This is a genomic window from Allobosea sp. TAF32 (assembly GCF_052113585.1).
Taxonomy (GTDB): Bacteria; Pseudomonadota; Alphaproteobacteria; order Rhizobiales; family Beijerinckiaceae; genus Allobosea.
In genome coordinates this window covers 64,808-82,614 of record NZ_JBFRDM010000014.1, presented here as the reverse complement: position 1 = coordinate 82,614, position 17,807 = coordinate 64,808, and the positions used below count along the sequence as shown (strand labels likewise).

At 67.0% G+C, this 17,807-nt stretch carries 21 protein-coding genes; 14 read left to right on the top strand and 7 right to left on the bottom strand.

Annotation, left to right across the window (positions count from 1 at the left end):
* The first annotated feature begins 116 nt into the window (after positions 1-116).
* The 10 genes from AB4Z16_RS26400 to AB4Z16_RS26355 all read left to right on the top strand — a co-directional run bounded on the left by AB4Z16_RS26400 (position 117) and on the right by AB4Z16_RS26355 (position 7,865).
* The gene (locus tag AB4Z16_RS26400) at positions 117-398 is read left to right on the top strand and encodes an acyl carrier protein (RefSeq protein ID WP_047580420.1); all 282 of its coding nucleotides are present in this window, start codon (positions 117-119) and stop codon (positions 396-398) included.
* A 153-nt stretch (positions 399-551) separates the two neighbouring features.
* Complete coding sequence (locus tag AB4Z16_RS26395) at positions 552-1,016, top strand: 3-hydroxyacyl-ACP dehydratase FabZ family protein (protein ID WP_441514310.1); 465 nt, start codon at positions 552-554, stop codon at positions 1,014-1,016.
* The gene (locus AB4Z16_RS26390) at positions 1,013-2,158 is read left to right on the top strand and encodes a beta-ketoacyl-ACP synthase (protein WP_441514290.1); all 1,146 of its coding nucleotides are present in this window, start codon (positions 1,013-1,015) and stop codon (positions 2,156-2,158) included. The genes AB4Z16_RS26395 and AB4Z16_RS26390 overlap by 4 nt, the downstream gene beginning before the upstream one ends.
* Before the next feature lie 12 nt (positions 2,159-2,170).
* On the top strand, positions 2,171-3,451 hold the full coding sequence (locus tag AB4Z16_RS26385) for a beta-ketoacyl-ACP synthase (RefSeq protein WP_441514289.1): 1,281 nt from the start codon (positions 2,171-2,173) through the stop codon (positions 3,449-3,451).
* 13 nt (positions 3,452-3,464) lie between these two features.
* Entirely contained in the window at positions 3,465-4,211 is a 747-nt protein-coding gene (locus AB4Z16_RS26380; RefSeq protein ID WP_441514288.1) for an SDR family oxidoreductase, read from the top strand.
* Positions 4,212-4,266: 55 nt separating this feature from the next.
* Entirely contained in the window at positions 4,267-4,518 is a 252-nt protein-coding gene (locus AB4Z16_RS26375; RefSeq protein WP_441514287.1) for a CopG family ribbon-helix-helix protein, read from the top strand.
* Positions 4,515-4,799, top strand: a complete 285-nt coding sequence (locus tag AB4Z16_RS26370) for a type II toxin-antitoxin system RelE/ParE family toxin (RefSeq protein ID WP_441514286.1) — start codon at positions 4,515-4,517, stop codon at positions 4,797-4,799. The genes AB4Z16_RS26375 and AB4Z16_RS26370 overlap by 4 nt, the downstream gene beginning before the upstream one ends.
* A 13-nt stretch (positions 4,800-4,812) precedes the next feature.
* Positions 4,813-5,835: a zinc-binding dehydrogenase gene (locus AB4Z16_RS26365; RefSeq protein WP_441514285.1), complete on the top strand. Its 1,023-nt coding sequence runs from the start codon at positions 4,813-4,815 to the stop codon at positions 5,833-5,835.
* Between the two features lie 258 nt (positions 5,836-6,093).
* On the top strand, positions 6,094-7,029 hold the full coding sequence (locus tag AB4Z16_RS26360; protein ID WP_441514309.1) for a lipid A biosynthesis lauroyl acyltransferase: 936 nt from the start codon (positions 6,094-6,096) through the stop codon (positions 7,027-7,029).
* A gap of 95 nt (positions 7,030-7,124) precedes the next feature.
* Positions 7,125-7,865, top strand: a complete 741-nt coding sequence (locus AB4Z16_RS26355; protein WP_441514284.1) for a DUF1223 domain-containing protein — start codon at positions 7,125-7,127, stop codon at positions 7,863-7,865.
* A 21-nt stretch (positions 7,866-7,886) separates the two neighbouring features.
* On the opposite strand, the gene AB4Z16_RS26350 is transcribed toward AB4Z16_RS26355, so the two are convergent.
* From AB4Z16_RS26350 to AB4Z16_RS26340, 3 genes are all read right to left on the bottom strand, one after another.
* A complete protein-coding gene (locus AB4Z16_RS26350; protein WP_441514283.1) occupies positions 7,887-8,492 on the bottom strand; it encodes a TPM domain-containing protein in 606 nt (201 codons plus the stop codon).
* Positions 8,492-9,289, bottom strand: coding sequence for a TPM domain-containing protein (locus AB4Z16_RS26345; RefSeq protein ID WP_441514282.1), 798 nt, complete (start codon positions 9,287-9,289; stop codon positions 8,492-8,494). The genes AB4Z16_RS26350 and AB4Z16_RS26345 overlap by 1 nt, the downstream gene beginning before the upstream one ends.
* Before the next feature lie 106 nt (positions 9,290-9,395).
* Positions 9,396-9,998 carry a LemA family protein gene (locus tag AB4Z16_RS26340; RefSeq protein WP_441514281.1) on the bottom strand — a complete coding sequence of 201 codons (603 nt, stop codon included), beginning with the start codon at positions 9,996-9,998 and terminating at the stop codon, positions 9,396-9,398.
* A gap of 127 nt (positions 9,999-10,125) precedes the next feature.
* Between AB4Z16_RS26340 and ggt the strand changes: the two genes are divergently transcribed.
* Together ggt and AB4Z16_RS26330 are read left to right on the top strand one after the other, a co-directional pair.
* Positions 10,126-11,862, top strand: a complete 1,737-nt coding sequence (gene ggt / locus AB4Z16_RS26335; RefSeq protein ID WP_441514280.1) for a gamma-glutamyltransferase — start codon at positions 10,126-10,128, stop codon at positions 11,860-11,862.
* Between the two features lie 66 nt (positions 11,863-11,928).
* Complete coding sequence (locus AB4Z16_RS26330; RefSeq protein ID WP_441514279.1) at positions 11,929-12,621, top strand: acid phosphatase; 693 nt, start codon at positions 11,929-11,931, stop codon at positions 12,619-12,621.
* A 7-nt stretch (positions 12,622-12,628) separates the two neighbouring features.
* Here AB4Z16_RS26330 and AB4Z16_RS26325 read toward each other — a convergent pair whose 3' ends face one another.
* The 3 genes from AB4Z16_RS26325 to AB4Z16_RS26315 form a co-directional block, all read right to left on the bottom strand.
* Entirely contained in the window at positions 12,629-13,120 is a 492-nt protein-coding gene (locus tag AB4Z16_RS26325; protein WP_441514278.1) for a hypothetical protein, read from the bottom strand.
* 3 nt (positions 13,121-13,123) lie between these two features.
* Entirely contained in the window at positions 13,124-14,353 is a 1,230-nt protein-coding gene (gene rlmN, locus AB4Z16_RS26320) for a dual-specificity RNA methyltransferase RlmN (RefSeq protein ID WP_441514277.1), read from the bottom strand.
* A gap of 224 nt (positions 14,354-14,577) precedes the next feature.
* The gene (locus AB4Z16_RS26315) at positions 14,578-15,189 is read right to left on the bottom strand and encodes an invasion associated locus B family protein (protein WP_441514276.1); all 612 of its coding nucleotides are present in this window, start codon (positions 15,187-15,189) and stop codon (positions 14,578-14,580) included.
* 188 nt (positions 15,190-15,377) lie between these two features.
* On the opposite strand from AB4Z16_RS26315, the gene AB4Z16_RS26310 reads away from it, so the two are divergent.
* Entirely contained in the window at positions 15,378-16,352 is a 975-nt protein-coding gene (locus tag AB4Z16_RS26310) for an NADPH:quinone oxidoreductase family protein (protein ID WP_441514308.1), read from the top strand.
* Positions 16,353-16,463: 111 nt separating this feature from the next.
* Here AB4Z16_RS26310 and AB4Z16_RS26305 read toward each other — a convergent pair whose 3' ends face one another.
* Entirely contained in the window at positions 16,464-16,799 is a 336-nt protein-coding gene (locus tag AB4Z16_RS26305) for a YkvA family protein (RefSeq protein WP_441514275.1), read from the bottom strand.
* A 218-nt stretch (positions 16,800-17,017) separates the two neighbouring features.
* Between AB4Z16_RS26305 and AB4Z16_RS26300 the strand changes: the two genes are divergently transcribed.
* Positions 17,018-17,803 carry an SDR family NAD(P)-dependent oxidoreductase gene (locus tag AB4Z16_RS26300; protein WP_441514274.1) on the top strand — a complete coding sequence of 262 codons (786 nt, stop codon included), beginning with the start codon at positions 17,018-17,020 and terminating at the stop codon, positions 17,801-17,803.
* Positions 17,804-17,807: the final 4 nt, after the last annotated feature.

Genomic DNA, 17,807 nt, shown 5'->3' with positions numbered 1-17,807 from the left:
GCAGTGTAAGGGGGCATTTCAGTCATCCTCGGTGGCGACTAGGGGCAAGCGCAGGCGACAATCCCGCGCTCGGATGTCGTCCGCCATCACCGACAACAGACGGGAGCACCCGCAGCATGTCCGCCACGTTCGAGACGGTCGCCGGCATCATTTCCGAAACCTGCGATATTCCGCGCGAGAAGATTACACCGCAGAGCCACGCGATCGAAGACCTCGGCATCGATTCCCTCGCCTTCCTCGACATCGCCTTCGCGATCGACAAGGCGTTCGGCATCAAACTGCCGCTCGAACAGTGGACGCAGGAAGTCAACGAGGGCAAAGCCCCGGCCGAGCAGTATTTCGTGCTGGAGAACCTCTGCAAGCGCATCGACGACCTCGTCGCCGCCAAGAAGGCGTGACGACGAAAGCGTGAAAGCCTCGGTCGAAGCCAGCAGGCTTGCCGGGCTTGAGCCGAAGCGTCGCTCCCGATAGAGCATAGGGGCCGTCGCGCGGATCAGTTGATCCGTGCCGCGGCCTCGCGCCGTTCTGGCGCCCAGCAGACCAAGGATCGCATGCGCCTCGAATATTTCGACATGATCGACCGGGTCGTGACCTTCGATCCGTCGCAGAAGCGCATCGTCACGCGCTCCACCGTCCCCGCGGAAAGTCCGGTCTTCGAGGGCCACTTTCCGGGCCACCCGCTGGTGCCCGGCGTCCTGCTGACGGAAACCATGGCGCAGGCCTCGGGCTATCTGCTGCTCGGCCTCAACGGGCTCAGCCAGATGCCGTTCCTGATGACGGTCGACAAGGCGCGCTTCCGCACTTTCGTCGAGCCGAACACGGAGCTGGAAGCCAGCGCCGAACTCATCATCGAAGGCTCGGGCTATGCGGCAACCAAGGCGAAGCTGACCAGCGGCGGAAAGCCGATCTGCGATGCCGAGCTCCGCTTCCGCCTGATGCCCTTTCCCGCCGATATGCGCACGCTGATGCTCAGCCGCATCGAAGCCATCGGCCTGACGCCGGAGCCTGCGCCATGACCAGCGCCCTTCCCCGCCGCGATGTGGTCATCACCGGCATCGGCATCGCCTCCAGCCTGGGCGAAGGCGTCGAAGCTCATGCGGCGGCGCTCGCAGCCGGCGGTCCGCCGGTCGTCGACACCGAGACTTTCAAGCCTTATCCGGTCCATCCGCTGATGGCGCTGGAGCTGGACAAGCAGATCCCGAAGAAATCCGACCAGCGCCAGATGGAGCCCTGGCAGCGCCTCGGCGTCTATGCCGCCGGGCTCGCCCTCGACTCGGCGGGGCTGAAGGAGGATGCCGAGGCCAAGAGCGCCCTGCAGGTCATCGTCGCGGCCGGCGGCGGCGAGCGCGACCACGCCGTCGATTCCGCCATCCTCAGCGGTTTGCGCGGCGCGAACGAGCCGGGCGCCTATCTCAACGAGCACCTGATGAGCGATCTCAGGCCCACGCTCTTCCTGGCCCAGCTCTCCAACCTGCTCGCCGGCAACATCGGCATCGTCCATGGCATCACCGGTCCGTCGCGCACGTTCATGGGCGAGGAACAGGCCGGCGTCGACGCGATCCGCACGGCGCATGCCCGCATCGCCTCCGGCCAGTCCGACCTGATGCTCGTCGGCGGCGCCTACAATGCCGAGCGCCGTGACATGCTGCTGCTCTTCGAACTCGGTGGCTATCTCCGCCGCAACAGCTTCGCGCCCGTGTTCGAGCGCGAAGACGCGCCCGGCCTGATCACCGGCAGCGCCGGCGCCTTCCTCGTGCTGGAATCGGCCGAGCGCGCCGCCGCGCGGGGCGCCAAGATACACGCCCGGCTCAGCCATGCCGGCGCCGCCCGCAGCCGCCGCGCGCCGGGCACCGTCGAATCCGCCTTGACGAAGCTCGTCAGTGCCTTCGGCGCGATCGGCCCGGACAGCCTCGCCATCTCCGCCGCGACCGGCTGCGCCGGCATCACTGCCGAGGAGGCCGCTGCCTTGCAGGCGGCCGCCCCTTCCGCCAAGCGCATCGCCGTCGGCGATCTCGTCGGCCATGGCGTCGAGGCCGCCTTCCCTGTTTCCGTGGCGTTGGCGGCAATCGCCCTGTCGGCGGGGCAGGCGAAAGAGGCGATCGTCACCGGCGCCGGCCACTGGCGTGGCGAAGGCGCCGCGCATTTGGTCCAAGCGTGAGAGATTGAAGCCATGACCACGCATCGTGATGCCAAGGGCCGCCCGCTCGTCGCCGTCACCGGCCTCGGTGTCGTGACGTCACTGGGCCAGGGCAAGGACGCCAACTGGCAGGCTCTGACCGCCGGAAAATCCGGCATCCACCGCATCGAGCGCTTCCCGACGGAAGGGCTGCGCACCACCATCGGCGGCACCGTCGATTTCCTGTTCGACGGTCCCTTCACCGCGCCGCAGCTCTCCGAGAAGCTTGCGACGCTGGCCGCCGAGGAAGCTGTCGACCAGAGCGGCCTCGGCCAGGACGGCGATTTTCCCGGCGAGCTGTTCATGGCGGTCCCGCCCGTCGAGATGGAATGGCCGCAGAAGCAGGAACTCGCCGAGACCGTCGATGGCGAGGTCGACTATGACGCCCTGCTGCGTGCTGCCGCGACCCGCAAATTCGCGCCCATGCACGAACTCTTCGTCTTCGGTGGCGTCGCCGACCATATCGCCGACCGCTTCGGCACCAAAGGCTCGCCGATCTCGCTCTCGACAGCCTGCTCCTCCGGCGCGACCGCGATTCAGATGGGCGTCGAGGCGATCCGCCGCGGCGAGACTGAAGCTGCGCTCTGCATCGGCACTGACGGCTCGATCCATGCGGAAGCGCTGATCCGCTTCTCGCTGCTCTCGGCCCTTTCGACCCAGAACGACCCGCCGGAAGGCGCCGCCAAGCCCTTCTCGAAGAACCGCGACGGCTTCGTCATGGGCGAGGGCGCCGGTGCACTGGTGCTCGAGGATTACGACCATGCTCTCGCGCGCGGCGCCACCATCCTCGGCATCGTCGCCGGTTGCGGCGAGCGCGGCGACGGCTTCCATCGCACCCGCTCCAGCCCGGACGGCAAGCCCGCCATCCTCGCCATGCGGGATGCGCTGGCCGATGCCGGGCTGACGCCCGATGACGTCGATTACATCAACGCCCACGGCACCTCGACGCCCGAGAACGACAAGATGGAGGCGATGAGCTGCGCCGCCGTCTTCGGCGAGCGCATGGCCAAGCTGCCGATCTCCTCGAACAAGTCGATGATCGGCCACACGCTGACGGCGGCTGGCGCGGTAGAGGCGGTGATCTCGTTCCTGACCATCGCCAATGGCACGATCCCGCCGACGATCAACTACGCGAACCCCGACCCCGCCATCGCGCTGGATGTCGTGCCCAACGAGGCCCGCAAGGCCAAGGTGAAGACGGTTCTCTCCAACTCCTTCGGCTTCGGCGGCCAGAACACCTGCCTCGTGCTGACGGCGCCTCCGGAGGCGGCATGACCCAGGCTCTCTCATGACAAAAGTTCTCGTCACCGGCGGCGCCAAGGGCGTCGGCGCCGCGATCGTGCGCGCGCTCGCCGCGGCCGGCCACGATGTCGATTTCACCTTCCGCTCCTCGGCCGAGCAGGCGAAGGCGTTGGCGGAGGAGATCGCCGCCGCCCATCCCGGCCGAGCCGTGAAGGCGCTGCCGCTCGACCTCTCCGACAAGGCCGCACTCGACGCGTTCTGTGAAGCGCGCGAGGGCGTGAGCTATTTCGGCCTCGTCCACAACGCCGGCCAGCCCTATGATTCCCTCGCTGCGATGATGGCGCAGGACAAGGCGGAAGCGGCGATGCAGGTCAATTTCTGGGCCTTCACGCGCATTGCCAAGAGCCTGATGCGCAACATGATCCGCGCCAGGGCGGGCCGCATCGTCGCCATCGGCTCCGTAGCGGCGCTGCGTGGCAATCCGGGCAACGCAGCCTATGCTGCCTCCAAGGGTGCGTTGATTTCTTACGCCAAGACCCTGGCGGTGGAGACCGGCAAGCGCGGCGTCACCGTCAACATCATCGCGCCGGGCTTCGTCGACACCGACATGATGGCGCCCTACGCCGCCTATCGCGACAAGATGCAGGCGCAGATCCCGGCCGGGCGCTTCGCCAAGCCCGAAGAAGTTGCGGGCCTCGCCGCCTTCCTGATGAGCGAGCCCGCCGCCTATATCAGCGGCACGGTGCTGCCGATCGACGGCGGACTGACCGCCCAGCTTGGCGTTCATCGCTGAATCGACCGAAACGGCATCTCATGTTAGGGTTCACTTCGAACCGGAGTGAACCGACATGACGGCTGCCTTCACCATTCGCCTCGACGACGAGACCTTGGCCAAGCTCGACGCGCTCGCCGCCGACACCGACCGCTCGCGGAGCTGGCTCGCGACCAAGGCGATCGAGGACTATGTCGCGCTGAACGCGTGGCAGATCGCGAGAATCAAGGAAGGGATCGCCGAAGCGGATCGCGGCGAGTTCGCGACCGAGGAAGAGCTCGACGCGATCGAAGCCAAACTGCAAGCCATGATCGATGCCGGGCGATGAGAGTCATCTGGACGGCCCGAGCGCGGGTCGAGCTTGATGAAATCGCCGACTATGTCGCGCCGATCAGCGCCTCCGCCGCTTTGGCCCTGGTGCGCCGCCTCAGGAGGGCGGGTAACCAGCTCGGCGAGCAGCCTCACATGGGCAGGTCGGGGCGCGTCGATGAGAGCCGAGAACTTGTTGTGACCGGCACGCCCTACATTCTTCCTTACCGCGTACGCGACGGCCGGGTCGAAATCCTCGCTGTCATGCACACCTCCCGGCAATGGCCGGATCAGATCTGAAAGAGTTCGCCTCATGCGCTCCCTCCAGCTCCATGGTGATCGTGACCTCCGCCTCGAGGAGATCGAGCCGCCACCGCCGCCCGCTCCGGGCGAGGTCCAGATCCGCATCAAGGCGGTCGGGCTGAACTATCTCGACCTCTGGGGCTTCCGCGGCATGGCCTTCGCCAAGCGCAAGATGCCGCAGGCGGCGGGCGTCGAGGCGGCCGGCGAGATCGTCTGCGTCGGCGAGGGCGTCACCGGCTTCGCGCCGGGCGACGTCGTGACGGCTTATGGCGCCGACACCTGCGGTCAGTGCAAGGCCTGCCGCGAGGGCCGCGACAATCTCTGCGAGAACGTCGCCGGCATTATGGGTTTCCATATCGACGGCTTCGCCCGGGAGTTGCTCAATCGTCCGGCTCGCCTGACGATCAAGGCGCCGAAGGGCGTCTCCTTCGAGGATGCCGCATGCGCGCCGATCGGCTTCGGCACCGTGCAACACATGCTGTTCGACAATGCGAAGCTGGCGCCGGGCGAGTCGGTGCTCGTCCATGCCGGCGGTTCCGGCATCGGCACCGCGGCGATCCTGATGGCCAAGGCGATCGGCTGCACGGTCTACACGACCGTCGGCGACGACGAGAAGGGCGCCAAGGCCAAGGCACTCGGCGCCGACCACGTCATCAACTACCGCGAGGACCGCTTCGAGGGCGTCGTGCGCAAGCTCACCGGCCGCAAGGGCGTGGACGTCGTCTTCGAGCATGTCGGCGCCGACACCTGGAACGGCTCGCTGCTCTGCCTCAAGCGCGGTGGCAGGCTCGTCACCTGCGGCGCGACCTCCGGCCCCTCGGCGACGATCAATCTGATGCAGCTCTTCCAGCAGCAATACCGGATCACCGGCTCCTTTGGCTGCCGCATCGAGAACATCGCGCAGTCCTTGCAGAAGATGGCCGGCGGCATGAAGCCGGTGATCGATTCGGTCTTCCCCCTCGCCGAATTCGAGAAAGGCCTCGCCCGCATCGAGGGCCGTAAGGTCTTCGGCAAGGTCGTCATCGCCTTCTGAGTGGAGCGGCCTGCCTGCCGCAAGACTTGACGCCAGCGCATTCCTGCCCCAGATCGCGCCATTCAGGCCCGGTCTTGCTCTCGGGACGGGCGAGTTAGAGCATTTTCGAGCGAAGTGGATACCGGTTCGCGTGAAGAAGATGCGACAAAACAAAAGGACAAGGCCTGTCCGCGTTGCGAAGAAGCGCGGACATGCTCTGGGGCTGGACCGACCTTGAGACGATTGAAAGCAATCGCCGCGCGCATCGGCGCGGCGATCATGATTGGCGTGATCCGCGCGCTGTTCGGGTTCCTGCGGCTGCTCGGGCCGGATCGCGCCAGCGACCTCGGCGGCTGGCTGCTGCGGACCGTGAGCCCGCTGATCCCGGTCAACCGCGTCGCGCTAGCCAATATCCGCGCAGCTTTTCCTGAAAAGGACGAGGCGGAGGTGAAGCGCATCGCACGCGGAGCCTGGGAGAATCTCGGCCGCGTCGCCGGCGAATACGCTCATCTGAAGACGCTCTTCGACTACGACTACGATAATCCGGACAAGCCTTCGCGCATCGAGGTCGAGGGGATCGAGCACTTCGTTGCACTCAGGGAGGATGGCAAACCCGGCCTGATCTTCTCGACCCATCTGGCGAATTGGGAATTGCCGGCGATCTGCGCCGCCGCCTATGATCTCGAGACGACCGCCGTCTTTCGCGCGCCCAACGACCCCGCCATCGCCGCTGTCGTGCACGAAATCCGCTCCGGCGCGATGGGCGGCCTCGCCGCCGCCAAGCAGGGAGCAGCCTTCGCCATGCAGGGCGTCCTCGAGAAGGGCGGGCATCTCGGCATGCTGATCGACCAGCATTTCACCCGGGGCGTCGTCGTACCGTTCTTCGGACGCCCGGCATTGACCAATCCGATCATGGGCAAGTTCGCGCGACGCTTCGAGTGCCCGGTGCATGGCGTCCGCGTCATCCGCCTGCCGAACCACCGCTTCCGGCTGGAGCTGACACCGCCGCTCGATCTGCCGCGCGACGCCGCGGGCGAGATCGATGTGCGGGGCGCCATGGCCATGATGACGGCGGTGGTCGAAGGCTGGGTGCGCGAGCACCCCGAGCAATGGCTCTGGATGCACCGCCGCTGGCGGCCCAAGATGATCCCGGCTGCCGCCTTGGCCGAGTTCGATCACGCCCGCGCGACCATGCCCGTTTTCAAGGCAACGTGATTTCCCTCTGCGATGAATTGCTGGCTTTGGTAACCTTCGGAAAATAAGTCATCTTCAAAGTCGAGATCATGGTCCCTGTCCTGCGCCGATCCACCGTGGCTGCTGCCGCCCTTGTATTGGGCATGACGGCGGCTCTCGCGCAAACGGGGACGAAGGCGCCGCGGGCGGTGCTCGAGCTCTTTACCAGCCAGGGCTGCTCATCCTGCCCACCCGCCGATGCGCTGGTCCTCGAGCTGGCCAAGGACCCGACGCTGATCGCGCTGACGATGCCGGTGACGTATTGGGACTATCTCGGCTGGAAGGACACGCTCGGCAAGGACTCCTTCGCGAAGCGCCAGAAGCTCTATGCCAAGGCCCGTGGCGATGGGCAGGTCTACACGCCGCAAATCGTCATCAGCGGCTCCTCCCATGCGGTAGGCTCGGAGAAAGCGGAGATTGAGAAGGCGGTGAACCAGTTCGCCGTCACCGGCTTCGCCGCGAAGCTTGCGCTCAAGGAGGAGAACGGCAACCTCCAGATCAAGATCGCGCCGACCGGCGCCGCGAGCGACGAGGTCTCCGGTGTCTGGGTTCTACCCATCTCGCATCAGGCGACGGTACCCATCACGCGCGGTGAAAACCAGGGCAAGACGCTGACCTACGCCAATGTGGTGCGCGGCATGGTGCGCGTCGGTGACTGGAACGGGCAGGAGGCGACCATCACCGCCCCGTTGGCCGCCACGCAGGCGCCCGAGGCCGATGGCTATGTCGTCGTCATCCAGGCCGACCGGCCGGGCAAGCACGGCTATGTGATGCCGGGCGCGATTCTGGCCGCCGCCAAGGGCCCGGCGACACGCTGAACTTGCCGCCGCGGCAGAGTCTCAGAGCAGGATGACCTTGTTCGACAGCTCGTCGACGTCGCCGGGAACCGGCGGGACATGCTGTGCGAGAACTGCACCGACACCATCGACCGCCTTGATCAGCCCCTCGGTCAGCCTATCCTCGCGCGCCGCCGCCAACAGCGGCTCGATGATGCCGCTCCAGGTGCCCTGGTCCACGAGCCCGTCGATCCCGGTATCGGCGAGAATCTCGGCGTAGCGCTCCTGCAGCGCGATATAGAGCAGCACGCCGGTGCGCGCCCTCGTCCGCGTCATGCCGCGCGCCGTGAACTCCCGCAGTGCCGCTTCGTGCGCCCGCCGGCGCTTGACGAAACCCGGCACAAAACGCCCGCCGCGCCCGTACCAGAGGAGCCCTGCCAGAAGCAGGGCTGCGCAGAAGAGTTGAATCATGAAGATTCGCTGCGCGCTCATCGCCGTCAGCGACAGCAGCGGCCATGGCACAAACAGCGCGAGCGTGAGCGCCATGACCACCGGCACGTTGCGGTAGCTCGAAGCCGCCCGGTCGATCACCACCACGATCTCGCCTGCCGTCAGCAATTCGGCCCGGCGCACGGCCTCCGCGATCGCATCCCTGTCAGCGGCATCCATCACCAGTCTCCCGAAGCCCCGCCGCCGCCGGAGGAGCCTCCGCCGCCCGAAAACCCGCCGCCCGAGCTCCAGCCGCCTCCGCCGCCGCCCCAGCCGGAGCCGCCGCTCCAGCCTGATCCTGAGCCCGTGCTCGGCGGCAGTATCACCCATTGCCCGTTGCGCAGCCGGTGGCGGCGCGCTCCGCCGTTCTGCTGGCTGATCCCCCGCAGGAAAGCGACGATGAACAGGAAGATGAAGATCATCGCGATGATGACGGCGATGTCCTCGCCCAATGAGCTCTCGTCCGAGCGGACCTCGGCGCGCCGCTGCCATTCCTCGGCATCCCCAGCCAGAATCGTCAGGATGGCATCGACTCCGGCATCGATCCCTCCGGCGAAATCGCCGCTCTTGAACTTCGGCGCGATGGCGGTGGTGATGATGACCTTGGAGAGCGCGTCGGTCAGCGCCCCTTCCAGGCCGTAGCCGACTTCGATTCGGACCTTGCGCTCCTTCGGCGCGACGATCAGCAGCACGCCGTTGTTCTTGGCTTTCTCGCCGAGCTTCCAATGCCGGAAGAGCCCATTCGCGAAATTCTCGATCGGGACGTCCTGAAGCGACGGCACCGTCGCGACGACGACCTGATCGGAGGTCTTGTCTTCATGCGCCTTGAGCTTGTCCTCGATGCGCTGCCGGACATCGGGCGCAAGCAGATTGGCGCCGTCGACGACCCGGCCCGTAAGCGCCGGGTAGTTCGGATCCGCGGCGAATACAAGGCTGCTCCAGAGCAACAAAACCAGGGCCGCAGCGGCCCGCAGCATCGTCATTCCCGGGCGATGCGAAGCGCAGACCCGAGAATCTCCGGAGAGAGATGCTCGGGCCGAGCCCGAGCATGACATACCGCTCTGCCGCACGAAGCTGGTTACCTCAGAACTTCACCGCGGGCGGCCGCTCGGCGCCCGCCGTGGCCGTGAAGGTCTCCATCGGCTTGGCGCCCCAGAACAGCTTCGCCCAGATCACGCCCGGGAAGGTGCGAATCTCGGTGTTGAAGGCCTGCACCGCCTGAATGTAATCGCGCCGCGCCACCGCAACCCGGTTCTCGGTGCCCTCGAGTTGCGACTGCAAGGCGAGGAAGTTCTGGTTCGACTTCAGCTCCGGATAGCGCTCGACCGTGACGAGGAGGCGACCGAGCGCGCCGGTGAGCTGGTTCTGCGCGTCCTGGAATTCCTTGAACTTGACCGGGTCGTTGATCGTCGAAGCATCGACCTTGACCTGCGTCGCCTTGGCGCGGGCCTCGATCACGGCGGTCAGCACGTCGCGCTCCTGTGCGGCGTAGCCCTTCACCGTCTCGACGAGATTCGGAATCAGGTCGGCCCGGCGCTGGTACTGGTTCTGCACCTCGGACCACGCGGCCTTCGCCTTCTCCTCCAGCGTCGGCACGTTGTTATAGCCGCAGCCGGCAAGCGCGATGCCGACAAGGCCGAGCACGAGCCACGCGAGTGGACGGCGAAGATGGGTGGAAAACGACATGCCGAAAACCCCTTTTGGCAGCGTCACAACGGTCTCGATTCGGAACTCTACCTGTCGCGGCGCGCTGGTCCAAGCTGGCAGGCCGCGGCGAATGGCCTATTCTGCCCGCAATCCTCGGAGTCGAGCCATGCGCCTACCCCTCCTTCTGTCCCTGACCGCGGCCGTGCTGACCACTCAGATCGCGATCGCCCAGCCGCTCGCTCCCGCGCCCGAGGCGGGCACGGGGCGCAGTATCAAGACGCTCGGCACGGCCCAGCGCTTCATGGCCGCCGCCGCAAATCCGCTCGCTGCCGCGGCCGGGCGCGACATTCTGCGCGCCGGCGGCAGCGCGGCAGACGCCGCTATCGCCACCCAGTTCGTGCTCAACCTGGTCGAGCCGCAGAGCTCCGGCATCGGCGGCGGAGCGTTCTTCGTCTATTGGGACGAGACCGCTCGCAAGGTGACGACACTCGATGGCCGCGAGACGGCCCCCGCTGCCGCCAGGCCGGACCGCTTCATCAAGGACGGGAGGCCGATGCGGTTCGTGGATGCCGTCATCGGTGGCCGCTCGGTCGGCGTGCCCGGCACGCTGAAGCTGTTGGAAGAGGCGCATCGCCGCTGGGGCAAGCTGCCCTGGGCCGATCTGGTGGCCCCCGCCCTGAAACTGGCGGAGGAGGGCTTCACCATCTCTCCCCGCCTCAACGGCCTGCTCGCCGGCGAAGCCAACCTGCCGAAAAACGCCCTCGCCGCAGCCTATTTCTACGAGCCCGACGGCAAGCCCAAGGCCGTCGGCACCGTCCTGAAGAACCCGGCCTTTGCGGCGACGCTGCGAGCCATCGCCGCGCAGGGCGCAAAAGCGCTCTATGAGGGGCCGATCGCTGAGGACATCGTTGCGACCGTCACAGGTCACCCGACCAATCCCGGCGACATGGCGCTGGCCGATCTCGCCGCCTACAAGGTCCAGGAGCGCGAGCCGGTTTGCGGCAGCTATCGCATCTGGCGCCTCTGCGGCATGGGGCCTCCGAGTTCGGGCGCCATCGCCATCCAGCAGATTCTCGGCGTGCTGGAAGGGCAAGATCTGCGCCGGATCGGTCCGGGCGCTGAGGCCGCCCACTGGTTCAGCGAAGCCGGCCGCCTCGCCTTCGCCGATCGCGCGCTTTATCTTGCGGATCCCGCCTTCATCAGCGTGCCCGTGCGCGGCCTGATCGACCGCAGCTATATCCGCTCCCGCGCCAGCCTGGTCAGCCCGGAACGGTCGATGGGCAAGGCCAAGCCGGGCGATCCTCCGAACAAGAGAGCGCAGCAGTTCGCCCCCTCCGATGGCATCGAGAACGGCACCAGCCACATCTCGGTGGTCGACGCGGCCGGCAATGCCGTCGCCATGACCACCACGATCGAGGACGGCTTCGGCTCGCGCCTGATGACGCAAAGCGGCTTCCTGCTCAACAACGAGCTGACCGATTTCAACTTCGCACCGGAGGAGGATGGAAAGCCCGTCGCCAACCGTGTCGAGCCCGGCAAGCGGCCGCGTTCCTCGATGGCGCCGACCTTGGTCTTCGACGCTTTCGGTCGGCTCTATGCCGTCGTCGGCTCGCCTGGCGGCAGCCAGATCATCGGCTATGTCGCCAAGACCCTCGTCGCGCTGCTCGATTGGAAGATGGACCCGCAGCAGGCTGTTGATTTCGGCAATTTCGGCAGCCGGAACGGGCCGACTGAGCTGGAGAGTGGGACGGAAGCCGAGGCCTGGAAGCCTGCGCTGGAAGCGAAGGGCCATGAGGTGCGCCTGCTGGAGATGACCTCCGGCACCCAGGCCATCGTGAAGACGCCTGAGGGCTTCCTGGGCGGCGCCGACGGCCGGCGGGAAGGGGTCGCGATCGGGGACTGAGCCTGCGTCATGACGCTGTCATCTTGCGGGCGCGTGGCTCCGCGCGCCCCACAGAGGACCGCTCCCATGCGCACCATCGCCCTCGCCTTTCTGACCCTGCTCGCCCTCGCCGCCGCTCCGCTGCGGGCCGAAGACGCAAAACCCTTCGCCACCGCCGCCTCGATCGATCTGCGCACCGTCCTCAAGCCGCCGCCGACGCAGGACTCCGCTCAGACCAAGGCCGAGATCGGCGAAGTCCTCACCATCCAGGTCACGCGCTCGCCCGAGATGGAAGCACAGGCCCAGGCCGATGCGGTCGAGGACATCTGGCGCTTCGCCAATGTCATGGGCCCGGCCTTCAAGGCCGACTCATTGCCGGTCTTCTCCGCCTTCTTCGATCGCGTCGTCGCGACCGAAGGCGCCGTGGTCGATCCGGCCAAGGACAGCTGGAAGCGCCCGCGCCCGCATCAGGCAAGCCCGCTGGTGAAGCCGGTGGTGAAGATCTCCAATTCCGGCGCCTATCCGTCCGGCCATACCACCGTCGGGACGCTCATGGGCATCGTGCTCTCCAACATGGTGCCGGAGAAGCGCACCGAGATCATGGACAGGGCCTGGGCCTATGGCTGGAACCGCGTGATCGGCGGCATCCACTACCGCTCGGATATCGAGGCCGGCCGCATCGCCGGCTCGGTCATCGCCGCCCGGATCATGGAGCAGCCCGAATTCCAGACCGAGTTCGCTGCCGCCAAGGCCGAACTGCGGAAGGTGCTCGGGCTCTGAGCGACGCTCAGTTACGCGGTGCGGTGGGTGCGTTGCGCTCCCCGCCCGCGCCGCGTCCGGCGATCAACCAGTAGACGAAGCCCGTTGCGGCGCCGACCACGAAGAGCCCGGAGATGATCTGGATCTCCGCATGGCTCGGCGCCCGCGACAACCTCAGCATGGCGAGAGGCAGCAGCGCCGCGAGGGCGCCGGTCAGACCGCTCTGGATGAGGCCGCTGCGCAACCGGAACAGCTCACTGCCGACCGCGACCAGCACCACCGGCGCCACGATGATCGCCATCCCCAGCCGCCCGATCAAGGCGAAGGCCGCTTGCGCCGCCGGCGCCGGATCGACGCCGCTCTCGGCCAACCCGAACAGAACGTCGATGAGCCGCTCAATGCCGCCGCCGATCAGCAGCGCCACGGCGGGCGAGGCGACACTCGCCATGGCGAGGAAGAACAGCCCCGCCCCCATCGCGACGAGGCAGGCGAAAGGGATCAGCAGAATCCAGCGTAGCAAGGCTTACTCCGCCGCAACGGCCGGCGCAGCCTGCGCCTCTTCCTGCTCCAACATCAGCCGGGCGCGGGCCGAGAGCTTCTCGGTCTCGCTCTTGAGCTGGCCGCAGGCTGCGAGAATGTCGCGCCCGCGCGGGGTGCGCACCGGCGAGGCATAGCCGGCGCGGAAGACGATCTCGGAGAAGCGCTCGATCCGGTCCCAGTCCGAGCACTCGTACTTGGTGCCGGGCCAGGGGTTGAACGGGATCAGGTTGATCTTGGCCGGGATGCCCTTGAGCAGACGGACGAGCTCGCGCGCCTCGGCGTCGGAGTCGTTCACGCCCTTGAGCATGACGTATTCAAAGGTGATCCGCTTCGCATTCGACAGGCCCGGATAGTTCCGGCAGGCGTCGAGTAGATCCTTGATCGGGTATTTCTTGTTGAGCGGCACCAATTCGTTGCGCAGATCGTCGCGCACCGCATGCAGCGAGATCGCCAGCATCGTGCCCATCTCCTCGCCGAGCGGGCCGATCTGCGGCACCACGCCAGAGGTCGAGACGGTGATGCGACGGCGCCCGAGCGACAGCCCCTGATCATCGGTGATCACGCCGATCGCATCGCGCACGCCGTCGAAATTGTAGAGCGGCTCGCCCATGCCCATGAAGACGATGTTCGTGACAAAGCGCCCGCCATCATTCGGGACGAAGGCGCCTTCCGGCGGCTTGCGGTTGGGGAAATCGCCGAGGCGGTCGCGCGCCACCATCACCTGCGCGACGATCTCCTCGGTCTTGAGATTGCGCACCAGGCGCTGCGTGCCGGTGTGGCAGAAGGTGCAGGTCAGCGTGCAGCCGACCTGGCTGGAGACGCACAGGGTGCCGCGGTCGACTTCGGGGATGTAGACGCATTCGATCTCGGCGCCGCGGTCATGCGCGCCGGTCGAAGGCATCCGCATCAACCATTTGCGCGTGCCGTCGGTCGAGACCTGCTCGGCCGTGACCTCCGGAAGATCGAGCGAGAAACGCTCGGCAAGCTGCCCGCGCAGCCCCTTGCCGATCGTCGTCATCGCGTCGAAATCGCGGACGCCATAATGATAGATCCAGTTCCAGAGCTGGCCGACGCGCATGCGCCGCTCCTTCTCGGAAACGCCGATCTCGGCGAGCGCCTCAACGAGGCCGGCGCGGGTACGCCCTACCAGCGAGGGGCGTCGCAAAACGGTTTCAGCCGCCGGAGCGGCAGGTGCGGAAACGGACACTGTCATCGGAGCTCTGTCGTCGCCCATCAGGAAAGGCGCGGGATTTGCCGCTCCCTAGCACAATTGCGGGAAAACCGGAAATCCGGCCCCAGCGTCATTCGCGGGCGGAGCCCTCGGGTCCGAACTGTGGCCCGAGGATAAACGCCGCGTAGACCCGAGAATCACCTGGCACAGATGCTGGGGCATGCCCGAGCATGACGGGCCTCGGTCTCAAGGCTTCGCCATGCGCCCTACTTGCAGGCGTCTTCGGCGCGCTTCACGATCTGGCTGATGCCCGCGAGCGAGTACTTGTCGGCGGTGGCGTTGCCGCGCTTCGAGGTCGCCTTGATCTCCAGCCCGGAACCGCGGCGCATCGCGTCGAGCATGCGCTGCTCCTCGGCCGGGTTCTTCAGCCACATGTTCTGGCCCTTGGCGACCAGCGCGAAGCGGTCATTGCCGATCAAGGCCTGATGTTCGACGCCTTCCTTGACGTCGAAGTTCATCACGAAGCTGATCTCGTTGCGCACGCCTTCCCCCGGCCGGCTGGAGACGAAGAGCATACCCTCGACATCCTTGAGATTCGCCGGCATGCGGCTCTCCGGCTTGGCGAGCGCGTAGCAGACCTTGGAACGGCCCTGCTGCGAGGAGAAGGCCTGCCATTTGCCGGCCGTCTCCAGCAGCATCGCCTGCCCCTGTCCGGGGCTGGCGGCAGGCGTGGCAGCGGCGGTCGCGGCGGGCTTCGGCTTGGCCGGCGCAGCCTCAGCCGGCAGACCGGCCAGGGCCAGCAATCCAGCCGTCAGGCCGAGCGCGGCGGCGATGCGGAAAAATGCGGCGTCGCGGGTGCGGAAGAAGGACTTGATCATGGACCGCCATCAGTCACTAAAAAACTTAATACCGCGTTTACCACCTGTTGGGGAGCGGACCGCGCGGGACGGCGGCATAGAGTGTCACGATCCTGGCGAAAATGCGAACGGCACCATTGCCGGCCGGTTCCCCGTTCCGAGCGGCCGTGGCAGAGTTCCGCGCCGAGGATGGCAACGGTGAAGTGGCGATGAAAGCCTTGCTCTGCGAACATCACGGACCGGCGGAGGAACTCGTCATCCGCGACCTGCCCGAGCCGCTGCCGGGCCGCGGCGAGGTCGTCATTGACGTAAAGGCTGCCGCTCTCAACTTCTTCGACACGCTGATCATCAAGGGCCGCTACCAGACCAAGCCGGCCTTCCCCTTTTCTCCCTCGGCCGAATGCGCCGGCACCATCGCCGCCCTGGGCGAAGGCGTCGCCGGCTGGCGCGTCGGTGAGCGCGTTGGAGCCTGGATGGGCTATGGCGCTGCGCGCGAGAAGGTCGCGGTGTCCGCCGACGCACTGGTTCGCGTCCCCGACAAGCTCGACGACGCGCAGGCCGCGAGCCTGTTCGTCACCTATGGCACTGCGATGCACGGGCTGATCCAGCGCGCGCATCTGAAGGCGGGCGAGACGCTGGCGATCCTCGGCGCTTCCGGCGGAGCGGGGCTCGCCGCCGTCGAGATCGGCGCGCTGCTCGGCGCCCATGTCATCGCCTGCGCCTCCTCGCCCGACAAGCTCGCGCTCGCCCGCGAGCACGGGGCGCAGGAGGAGGTCGACTATGCGCAGCACGACATTCGCACCGCGCTGAAGAAGCTCACCGGCGGGCGCGGCGTCGATGTCCTCTACGACACGGTCGGCGGCGAGCTCGCCGAGCCCGCCCTGCGTTCGATGGCCTGGGAAGGGCGCTACCTCGTCGTCGGCTTCGCCGGCGGCGAGATCCCGAAGATTCCGCTCAACCTGCTGCTGCTCAAGGGGTGTGACCTGCGCGGCGTCTTCTGGGGCGAGTTCGTCGTCCGCGAGCCGGCCGCGCATCGGCGCAACATGGAACGCCTGCTGGAATGGGCAGCAGGCGGCCATATCCGCGCCCATGTCCATGCGACCTTCCCGCTGGAGCGCTGGACGGAAGCCTACGCGCTGATTGGCGACCGCAAGGCCAAGGGCAAGATCGTCCTGACGCTGTAGATCGGTCCCGCGTCATCCTCGGGCGAAGCAAAGCTTCGACCCGAGAATCTCACGACAAGAAGGCGCCGGTTTCCGGGATGCTGGGTCCAGCCCGAACATGACGCCGCCGGATCAAAGCTCCGCCAGCTTCGCCTTCGCCCGCTCGCGATGCTCCGGCGTGATCGAGCCGGCGACGGCCGCGATCGCCGCAGCAATCACCGCCGCATCGTCGGTGAAGCCAATGAGCGGCATGAAGTCGGGAATCGCGTCCACCGGCAGCACGAAATAGCCGAGCGCGGCGAGCAGCGTCAGCCGCACACGGCGCGGCGTCGCCGGATCGCGCGCACAGAACCACGCGGCCAGCAGATCCTCGGCAAACGGAATGCGTTTCGCGACGCGCTTGAGCCGGGCCATGAAATCGGCACCGAACTTCGCTTCGTCGCGCAGGCTCTTGCGGATCGCCTCCATCTCCTCGCGGCTGAAGCTTGCGCTGAACCCCTGGCTCATCCCGGTCTTGCTCCTTTGCGTCCGATGACGCCGATGATCGCGCGCTCGAGATCGGCGCGCCATGTCGAAAGATGGCCCCGTCGCAATCCTGCACAAGAGGCCGGCCGGAAAACCCGCTTGGAGCGACATGAAACGCGCTCTAAACCGGCTTTAGAACCAAAAAGCACGGGAAACGTACCATGAAGCTCGATTCCTCCCTCGCCGCCATCGTCACCGGTGGCGCCTCCGGCCTCGGCGAGGCAACCGCCCGCATGCTCGCTGGCGAGGGCGCCAAGGTGGCGCTGCTCGACCTCAATGCCGAGCGCGGCGAAGCGATCGCGCAGGAGATCAGCGGCATCTTCTGCGCCTGCGACGTCACCAGCGAAACCTCCGTCGACGAAGCCTTGGCCCGGGCCCGCGCCGCCCATGGCATCGCCCGCATCATCGTCAACTGCGCCGGCATCGCGCCGGGCCGCCGCGTCGTCTCCAAGAAGCGCGACACCGGCGAGCTCGTCGCCCATGATCTCGCCACCTTCGAGAAGGCCGTCGCGATCAACCTCGTCGGCACCTTCCGCGTCATCGCCAAATCGGCGGCAGCGCTGGCAGGCCTCGATCCGATCACGGCCGATGGCGGGCGCGGCGTCATCATCTGCACAGCCTCGGTCGCAGCCGAGGACGGGCAGATCGGCCAAGCCGCCTATGCCGCCTCCAAGGCCGGCGTCGCCGGCATGACCCTGCCGATCGCACGCGATCTGGCCGGGCTCGGCATCCGCATCGTCACGATCATGCCCGGCCTGTTCGAGACGCCGATGTTCGCCGGCCTTCCCGAGGATGCCAAGGCCTCGCTCGCCGTCTCGGTGCCGCACCCGTCGCGCCTCGGCAGACCCACGGAATATGCGGCGCTGGCCCGCAGCATCATCGAGAACGACATGCTGAACGGCACCGCGATCCGTCTTGACGGAGCGATCCGCCTCGCGCCGAAATAGCGGC

Bases quoted from the DNA above. Each gene is read 5' to 3' on its own strand.
- AB4Z16_RS26330 (WP_441514279.1), top strand. From the start codon at position 11,929: ATGCGCACCATCGCCCTCGCCTTTCTGACCCTGCTCGCCCTCGCCGCC.
- AB4Z16_RS26300 (WP_441514274.1), top strand. From the start codon at position 17,018: ATGAAGCTCGATTCCTCCCTCGCCGCCATCGTCACCGGTGGCGCCTCC.
- AB4Z16_RS26365 (WP_441514285.1), top strand. From the start codon at position 4,813: ATGCGCTCCCTCCAGCTCCATGGTGATCGTGACCTCCGCCTCGAGGAG.
- AB4Z16_RS26400 (WP_047580420.1), top strand. From the start codon at position 117: ATGTCCGCCACGTTCGAGACGGTCGCCGGCATCATTTCCGAAACCTGC.
- AB4Z16_RS26370 (WP_441514286.1), top strand. From the start codon at position 4,515: ATGAGAGTCATCTGGACGGCCCGAGCGCGGGTCGAGCTTGATGAAATC.
- AB4Z16_RS26305 (WP_441514275.1), bottom strand. From the start codon at position 16,799: ATGGAGGCGATCCGCAAGAGCCTGCGCGACGAAGCGAAGTTCGGTGCC.
- AB4Z16_RS26390 (WP_441514290.1), top strand. From the start codon at position 1,013: ATGACCAGCGCCCTTCCCCGCCGCGATGTGGTCATCACCGGCATCGGC.
- AB4Z16_RS26345 (WP_441514282.1), bottom strand. From the start codon at position 9,289: ATGCTGCGGGCCGCTGCGGCCCTGGTTTTGTTGCTCTGGAGCAGCCTT.
- AB4Z16_RS26380 (WP_441514288.1), top strand. From the start codon at position 3,465: ATGACAAAAGTTCTCGTCACCGGCGGCGCCAAGGGCGTCGGCGCCGCG.
- AB4Z16_RS26395 (WP_441514310.1), top strand. From the start codon at position 552: ATGCGCCTCGAATATTTCGACATGATCGACCGGGTCGTGACCTTCGAT.
- rlmN (WP_441514277.1), bottom strand. From the start codon at position 14,353: ATGACAGTGTCCGTTTCCGCACCTGCCGCTCCGGCGGCTGAAACCGTT.
- AB4Z16_RS26340 (WP_441514281.1), bottom strand. From the start codon at position 9,998: ATGTCGTTTTCCACCCATCTTCGCCGTCCACTCGCGTGGCTCGTGCTC.
- AB4Z16_RS26360 (WP_441514309.1), top strand. From the start codon at position 6,094: ATGATTGGCGTGATCCGCGCGCTGTTCGGGTTCCTGCGGCTGCTCGGG.
- ggt (WP_441514280.1), top strand. From the start codon at position 10,126: ATGCGCCTACCCCTCCTTCTGTCCCTGACCGCGGCCGTGCTGACCACT.
- AB4Z16_RS26385 (WP_441514289.1), top strand. From the start codon at position 2,171: ATGACCACGCATCGTGATGCCAAGGGCCGCCCGCTCGTCGCCGTCACC.
- AB4Z16_RS26350 (WP_441514283.1), bottom strand. From the start codon at position 8,492: ATGGATGCCGCTGACAGGGATGCGATCGCGGAGGCCGTGCGCCGGGCC.
- AB4Z16_RS26375 (WP_441514287.1), top strand. From the start codon at position 4,267: ATGACGGCTGCCTTCACCATTCGCCTCGACGACGAGACCTTGGCCAAG.
- AB4Z16_RS26315 (WP_441514276.1), bottom strand. From the start codon at position 15,189: ATGATCAAGTCCTTCTTCCGCACCCGCGACGCCGCATTTTTCCGCATC.
- AB4Z16_RS26310 (WP_441514308.1), top strand. From the start codon at position 15,378: ATGAAAGCCTTGCTCTGCGAACATCACGGACCGGCGGAGGAACTCGTC.